This window comes from Pseudomonas sp. NCHU5216 (genome assembly GCF_052156495.1).
Lineage (GTDB): Bacteria > Pseudomonadota > Gammaproteobacteria > Pseudomonadales > Pseudomonadaceae > Aquipseudomonas.
Window position 1 is genome coordinate 58,619 of sequence record NZ_JBQLIX010000032.1, and the last position, 6,000, is coordinate 64,618.

The window sequence follows — 6,000 nt, forward strand, 5'->3', positions numbered from 1 at the left end:
GGGCTTTGCGCGCTTTTCTTTCTGCTAGTACTGGGGGTAAAAGAGGGGTATTAGCGGCCCTGCCCATTACCGGCGCGGAAGCCGGCTTGGCCGTTGGGCTTGATGCCGGTGCTCTTACTGGACGAGCCAAAGGTGCCGCCAGACGCCGTGTAGGCACCTAGACCAGCCGAGGCGATCTGCAGACCAGCGCCGAGCATGCCGTTCGATCCTTTGTAGAACGACGGATTCTGGAGGCCTGCCCAGGTGTTGTTCTGCAGAGCCTTCTTCTCGATGTCGCGCTGGTCGTTGGCGTCTGCCAGGTTTCGATCCAGGGTGGTCATGTTGTTGGTGCCCTGGCGGATGATGTCCGCGAACAGGGAGTCGATGGACAGGCCGGACACACCGGATTCGCCGGCAGCTACTCGGGCAGTGGCAACCTCGCGCTGCACTGCCAGACGCTGCTGGTGTTTCTGCTGGGCGGTCGCTTCGCTCTCTTGGAGCTGCTGCAGGTTCAACTGGCGGTTCTGGAGTTTGTAGTTCTCCATGGCCGCAGCGTTCTGCATCTCAGCATTCTGCTTGGCGACGGCCTCGGCGTAGTTCTGCTGGGTGTTGGATTCGTGGATTCCGTAGGCAGTGGATGCAACTGCCATTGCAGCCATAGCGGCAGCGGTTGGTACACACATTCGATTTACTCCTTGAGAAAAGATGGAAACGATTCCCGTTGGGTGGATAGTTTGAAGTCGTCCCTAGCGCACGCGGACGACTAGCCAACCTATAGAGTTCATCATCTGGTTTGGTGCCTATGTGCTGCGCTTTGGGGTTCAGCTAGTACTGGGGGTAATAGGCTATGCCAGGTATGCGCGTTGCTCTTCCAGTTCCGCTGCCAGACGCAGGGCTTCAGAGAACGTCTGCGGCATCTTCATCGCCATCGACTCTTCCGGCTTGGTGATGGTCAGCTCGGCCTTCTTGTTCAGGATGTCGTCGATGACCATGTCGCAGAACACGGCGAACTTCACGTCCAGCCAGCGGGCGAAGAAGACGGCCAGCTTAGGGTGGCCCCAGGTGCCGCCGTTACGGCCTCGGGCGGTCTCGATGATATTGCGGGAAATTTCCGCATTTTCGAGAGCCTGGACGTACTCGCCAGTTGAGTCGGCGTACAGGAAGTCGCGTACATCCTTCCCAAAGACCTTCGCTGCCTTGGTCATGTTGAAGTAGCCGTCAGCGCGGAACTGGAAGACGTTGCCGTTGTAGTCGCGGGTGATGATGTTGCTCATGGTGTTGGTCTTTCAGTTACCAGTGCTGGGTAAGCGAGACGTTGTGTCTTCTATCGTTTAGTATTTATGCATTCGGACGAACAAGGACGCCTATGTCTAACCTGATTGATAAAACTCCTGCTGCGCTTGCCTGGGTAAAAGAAGCCCTGGAGGAGAACAAGAGTAATATCTATAGCGAGCTTGTGTCCGCAGTTTTATGGACTGAGCAGCGAAATGAGGCGGGTGACTTAATTGTTCCTGCTGACCCAGATGTTCTAGTGAATAAGATTAATAGCTTTCCTATGATTGTTCTTCACAATCACGACCCAGGAAAACCGGTGGGGCAGGTTCTGAGAAGCGCCAAGTTTTACTCGGATGCTGGTCAGTGTTTTGTGGTGGCGATTCTAGGATACTATTCCAGCAAAGACTGCCTAAATTTTGACGACTTGAATTTGGATGCTGATGCTGATTGGTTGTCACCTAGCTCGCTGCCCGAACTGCCCGATAGAGCCTATATTCAAGTCGGCGCGGACCCAAGAGATGTTGAAAGAGAGTGGCTGGAGCTTGCTTCTTTAGACTGCCCCGTTAAAGTTGAATACGTTGAGCTGTCTCATAATGCTGCGGTATCAGCGCAAGAGTTAATCACAGTTGCGCTGCCATTTCTGATTCTGGTCTGGAATCCCTTTGTCACAGCGATTGCTACTGAGGCCGGGACGGATACATACCATGGCATGAGAGTTTGGTTGAGAAACTTTCTCGAGCGCCTTAGTGATAGGAAAAATCCAATCGTTGATATTCAGTCATTTCAAGATGGCTGCGAGATTTCATTTATTGTTAGAGGCAAGTGCGTCAAGAGCCATTATGCTGCTCATGAAAATATGGCGGACGCAGCTATGCGCGCAGCACGGCTGATTTCTAGTTTGAAAAAGCGCGGTATGCCTCCTCGAAAACTGGTGTATGAGTTTGATCGAGATGGTTCTGTGTGGTACCCGTCTTACGCGATACTTGAGAACAATCGGATAATAAGCAGGCCATCTACCCTTATAGCGATTGAGCAGCTCCCCAAAGGGCTAAGCCTGGGGCTTGGTCGGAATGACCGGCGGCGGCGATAATCGCCTTGTTCTGCGCCTATATTGTTTTGATTCTGGGCAGCTTGCGGGCGAAGTCAGGAATGGTCAGGTTCTTCAGCTTGCCCACCGCAGCGCCTACGGCGGCTGCCGGCTTCATCGCTTCGTTCTGCAAGCGGAGCTGCTCCTTCTGCTCTTCCAGCTCGGCGGCGAGGCGCAGGGCTTCAGCGAAGGAGGTCGGCAGCTTCGGAGCTTGCTGGGCCTCCAGTTCCATCCAGCGTTTGGTGATGGCGTAGCGCATCTGGACGTTGTAGCCAGAGACCAGAGTGATGGTCAGGTCTTTCGGGAGGTTGAAGCAGGGACGGGATTCTCCTTTCGAGTCGATGTAGACGCCCTCAAAATTGAGGGGGTTGGTTCCCAGTTCGGCCAGCATGCTGCGAATATCGCGGACTACGTTGTCGTGGCGCTTCCCGGTCAGTTCAGCAATCTCGCGGCTGCTCATGGTCAGGGCGGCGTTGGTGTTCAGGGCGGTCAGTGCGTTCATGGTGTCTCTCCAAAGACTGGTCAATTCGTGGCCTCTGGGGCCGGCTGTTCGTATTCAGCTAGTACTGGGGGTAATAGGCTGGGGACGGGGGCGAGCCTTACTTCTCGCCCAGCAGTTCCTTGATGTTGTTGGCGATGGCCTGGGCCTTGGTGGCCTCGGTCAGCAGCTCGTCGGCCTGCTCTTCCAGGCGGGTGGCCTGCTCGATCTTGCTGGCCGCTACTGCGCGGTTACGGGCGTTGAGGTCTTCCAGGGCCATGAGGGTTTTCTGGAAGGACTTGAGGGGAGGAGAAAACAACAGGGGGTTGGAGATGCAGGCAGTGGTTGTGCAACGGACGGGGAATCCGTGAAGCCCTGAGGTGCTGGTGGTTATGACACGGACTAGGTATCCGTTTATCAACCACCAGATACGCCAAGCCCCCGTTGGGTGACCTCCGGGGGCTTCGTCTTTGTGGTGCTGGTGATAGGCCTCAGGCTGTGGCGCTGGCCTTGTCTCTGGCTCTAAGCACAGTGCTGGTGCTGACCTTCAAGAGCTTGGCCGTCTCTCTGATACCTGTCCCCTTATTCAACAGGGCCAGGATGCTGGCGTGCTTATCCTTGTCGATGCCTCGGCCTTTGTAAGCCCCCTGAGCCTTGGCCTTGGCGATGCCTTCGTTCTGGCGTCTGCGCCTGTCTTCGTAGTCTTTCCGGGCAACCGCTGCGAGCATGTCCAGCAGCATGTCATTGATGGCGCCCAGCATCCGAGAGGTGAAGGCATCGGCTGCGGTGTTGCTGTTGCTGGCCATGAATTGGTGGGAGGTCGGCAGATCCAGGGCAACGACCCGCACCTCCTTTGCTTTGATGGTCGCCCGGAGTTGCTGCCAGTCGCCCTCAGTGAGGCGGCTCAGGCGGTCGACCTGTTCAACCAAGAGAACATCCCCCGGCTTGGCGTCGGCCAGCAGACGGAACAGCTCAGGGCGCTGCAGAGAAGCGCCGCTTTCGTTCTCGGTGTAGTAGCTAGCGATGTGCTGGTCATGGCTTTGGGCGAAGGCGTCCAGGGCAGACCGCGCTCGGCTAGCATCTTGCTCAGTAGTGGATGCCCGGAGATACGCACGGACAAACATTGGTGACAGCTCCTTGTTGTCGTTTAGGTGTTGTCACTATGCATGTTGCCGTATGAGTGGTCAAGACCATACCAAACGACAACAAGCCAGGCGGCTGTTGCTGTTGTCGCTGAGGTATACCCTGATGAATACGAAGGTGGAGGCAGGATATGTATGAGCGCAATGACCGGCAGAGATGTCTAGCGGTGTCTTCTAGCTGCAATCAGCAATCGCTATTTAGCGAGTAAGACGATAGGAGAGCGGTCTGGCCTCGCAAAGAGGGGAGATGCCCTGTGGGCGTCTTAGGACCAGGCTTGTGGTGTGTCAGCATCGGGAGGAGGGAGGTCTAGCTTATGTTGCCGCGAGGAGTCAGGTAGCGGCATGTCGGCTATACCCAGAGCAGGCAGTCCTAGCTCGGTTGATAGCGCCTTCAGGCTTGTATCGTCTGTGTAGATTGCGCTGACATTGTGTACTAGGGCTATCGCCAAAATTTGCCGGTCAACCTTGACCTTTTGCCAGGGGGCGGTGCTTGCGCCGCGCTTCCCGCCGTTTACTCTCGCTTCTTGCTCAAGCATCGCGCATTCCAAGGCGCAAACTTCATCAAATGGGACGATCTTGAAGGCGCTGGTTCCCTTGAGAATTTGGATGACATCCTCCCGGCGTTCTCCTGCATGAACGAGGAACTCGGCAAAGCTGGGAGCGGCGATAACTATCTTCGTCTTCTGATGGGTTTGGACAAAGTGCTGCAGTCGCTCCTGGCAATACGTAACCGGATGACCGGTCGCATTGTCGATAATCACTTGCCCAGTTGGAAAGAGCAGATGCGCAAGCACAGATGTATCTAGCAGAACCATCAGCTATCTCCCTCGCGCAATTCCTTCCAGGCTTCGCTGATGCTCTGCTTATCCCATCGGGTTCCGCATTCACGGATCCGGGATAGAGCAGTGTCTAGCGTCTCCTCCGTTAAGACCTCAAAGTGCTCAACGCTGAAGTATCCATCCAGAGTCCACTTGCGGTCTGAGTCTCTCAGCCAGGTACCAGAGCCAAAGACCCTGATGCTGCTCCCATAGAGGTGATGTGCAAGGCTGACCGCAAGCTCCCTGCTGGTGACGCACTTCCAATAGCGTCCGTCGCCTGCGTCTAAGTGGAGATGTGAGGAGTTATCACGTCCGCCGATAGATACGACAACGCCGTCCAGGCTTCCTTGTTGACGAATTTTGTAGGTCGAAACCTTGGGAAGCTCTCTGCCAGGGAATGAGTAGATCTTTGCCGTCTTACCATCGATGCCTATTCGGTCAAGGCGACCTACAGCATTATCTTTGGCCAGCATCTGGTTGATGCGGTCGTAGACGCGGGCGATGTCGCTATCTGGCAGGGCTATTTGCTTGATGCGCTCATCAATCTTGGGAGTCGCATCGAAGTCGGCCAGGGCGTGGCATTTGAGGCTTCCCTCAGTCACCTTATGGAAATGCACCTGCTCAGGCTGTCCCAAAAGCTTCGAAAGCTCTAGGAAATACTCAGCCACCCGCTGCATGGAGGCGGTCGCCGGGCGAAGCGAATCTACGGTGAATACGTACTCTACAGGCGTCATGGTCGCTGCCTTTGAGCAATCCTTGCAGTTGAGAGCGAATGCCTTTGTCTACTGCCTGAACACTAGCACTTTCGCCGGATATGCGAAATGGATGAGGCGCTGTCGATGTCTCGGATGCCTCCGATCAAAACGCGGGCGAGCAGAACCAAGACCCCACCCCGGTACGGGGGGAAACGGCCAATTCTCTATTACAAAAAGGCGCTCAGATTTTTTCGCCAAAAATGTGTGGCTGCATGCGCAAGCGGTCGAACGCGTCTTCAACTCGCTGCATTGGCTCTCGTAGATCCTCCACACTCAGGCGCAGATAGTGCTTCATGGTGACATCAGCACCAGAACTGTGGTTTACGAGCTTCTTCACTGTGGCCAGATCTCTCAGCGTCCTCTGGGCAACCGTCACGAAGGTTCGCCTTAGGAAAGTCTGAAGAAGACTTCCCGTTTCTGGTGAAATAGGCCAATCCCGTTGCCCGAGTTTCTCAATGAAGCAGAT

The 6,000-nt window shown here is 55.4% G+C and carries 8 protein-coding genes and 1 pseudogene; 1 reads left to right on the forward strand and 8 read right to left on the reverse strand.

Translation table 11 applies throughout. The annotated features are described in order from the left end of the window. Positions 1-50: 50 nt before the first annotated feature. Together ACSVIK_RS19600 and ACSVIK_RS19605 are read right to left on the reverse strand one after the other, a co-directional pair. Positions 51-662 carry a virion core protein, T7 gp14 family gene (locus ACSVIK_RS19600; RefSeq protein WP_442445889.1) on the reverse strand — a complete coding sequence of 204 codons (612 nt, stop codon included), beginning with the start codon at positions 660-662 and terminating at the stop codon, positions 51-53. Positions 663-824: 162 nt separating this feature from the next. Beyond that, a complete protein-coding gene (locus tag ACSVIK_RS19605) occupies positions 825-1,253 on the reverse strand; it encodes a KilA-N domain-containing protein (RefSeq protein ID WP_442445890.1) in 429 nt (142 codons plus the stop codon). Between the two features lie 92 nt (positions 1,254-1,345). Between ACSVIK_RS19605 and ACSVIK_RS19610 the strand changes: the two genes are divergently transcribed. Further along, positions 1,346-2,344 (forward strand): hypothetical protein, encoded by a 999-nt coding sequence (locus tag ACSVIK_RS19610; RefSeq protein WP_442445891.1) that lies wholly within the window; start codon positions 1,346-1,348, stop codon positions 2,342-2,344. A gap of 16 nt (positions 2,345-2,360) precedes the next feature. On the opposite strand, the gene ACSVIK_RS19615 is transcribed toward ACSVIK_RS19610, so the two are convergent. The 6 genes and pseudogenes from ACSVIK_RS19615 to ACSVIK_RS19640 all read right to left on the reverse strand — a co-directional run. Continuing rightward, complete coding sequence (locus tag ACSVIK_RS19615; protein ID WP_442445892.1) at positions 2,361-2,843, reverse strand: Rha family transcriptional regulator; 483 nt, start codon at positions 2,841-2,843, stop codon at positions 2,361-2,363. 97 nt (positions 2,844-2,940) lie between these two features. After that, positions 2,941-3,099: a hypothetical protein gene (locus tag ACSVIK_RS19620; protein WP_442445893.1), complete on the reverse strand. Its 159-nt coding sequence runs from the start codon at positions 3,097-3,099 to the stop codon at positions 2,941-2,943. A 211-nt stretch (positions 3,100-3,310) separates the two neighbouring features. Continuing rightward, on the reverse strand, positions 3,311-3,943 hold the full coding sequence (locus tag ACSVIK_RS19625; protein ID WP_442445894.1) for a recombinase family protein: 633 nt from the start codon (positions 3,941-3,943) through the stop codon (positions 3,311-3,313). Positions 3,944-4,224: 281 nt separating this feature from the next. Beyond that, entirely contained in the window at positions 4,225-4,776 is a 552-nt protein-coding gene (locus ACSVIK_RS19630) for a type II toxin-antitoxin system VapC family toxin (protein ID WP_442445895.1), read from the reverse strand. Continuing rightward, complete coding sequence (locus tag ACSVIK_RS19635; RefSeq protein WP_442445896.1) at positions 4,776-5,513, reverse strand: hypothetical protein; 738 nt, start codon at positions 5,511-5,513, stop codon at positions 4,776-4,778. Before ACSVIK_RS19635 ends, ACSVIK_RS19630 begins: the two co-directional genes overlap by 1 nt. Before the next feature lie 202 nt (positions 5,514-5,715). Next, positions 5,716-6,000 (reverse strand): annotated as a pseudogene (locus ACSVIK_RS19640) (hypothetical protein); the annotation flags it as partial.